This window comes from Dietzia sp. HMSC21D01 (assembly GCF_001815995.1).
Classification (GTDB): Bacteria; Actinomycetota; Actinomycetes; order Mycobacteriales; family Mycobacteriaceae; genus Dietzia; species Dietzia cinnamea.
On sequence record NZ_KV823655.1, the window covers coordinates 1 to 706 of the forward strand.

Annotated in this window: 1 protein-coding gene; it reads left to right on the forward strand. The window is 66.4% G+C overall.

Annotated elements, in window-relative coordinates; all coding sequences use genetic code 11:
* On the forward strand, window positions 1–585 hold a 585-nt coding region (locus HMPREF3086_RS01390), incomplete at its 5' end, for an ABC transporter substrate-binding protein (RefSeq protein WP_168169032.1).
* Window positions 586–706 lie beyond the last annotated feature (121 nt).

Here is a 706-nt window from a genome sequence, read left to right on the forward strand (position 1 = left end):
GGGACCATGGACCCGTGGCAGGCACTCGACTCCGACCTGCGCAACATCGGGACCATTACCGGCAACGCCGAGTCGGGCGCGGCAGCGGCAGACGAGGTGGCCGAGCGGCTGGAGGCGCTGCGTGCTCTGCCCGCCCCGCAGGACAAGCCGACCATCTTTCTCGTCGACAGCACGAGCGACACCATCTTGTCCTCCGGGTCGTTCGGCGGACCCCAGGGGATCATCGACGCCGCAGGTGCGCGCAGCGCCACCGAAGATGTCGCAGATACCTGGACCAGCGTCAGCTGGGAACGCCTCGCGGCTGAGGACCCGGACATGATCGCGTTCGTCGACTACGGCGAACAGACGGTGGACGACAAGATTGCTGCGCTCAAGGCTCACCCCGCCAGCCGGGACCTCAAAGCCGTGCGCGAGAACCGCTTCGTCAATCTGCCCTACGGTATGTGGGTCTCGAGCCCGCTGAACATCGACGCGGCCGAGACGCTCCGCGCCGTCCTGGAAAAGCACGATCTCGCACCCCAGACAGGCCTCACCCCTGGCCTTGACGTGAGCGCTCTTCGTCTCGGTGGCAACGACTGGCTCTAGTTCTTCAAGGCCGTCGATGGTCGCCGAGAAGGGGGCTCACCTGATCTCAAGAGCACGGTTCGCTCTCGAAAGACCGGGACCCGGGGGGCCATGCCCCTGCCTGCCCTCGCTATGCGATCGG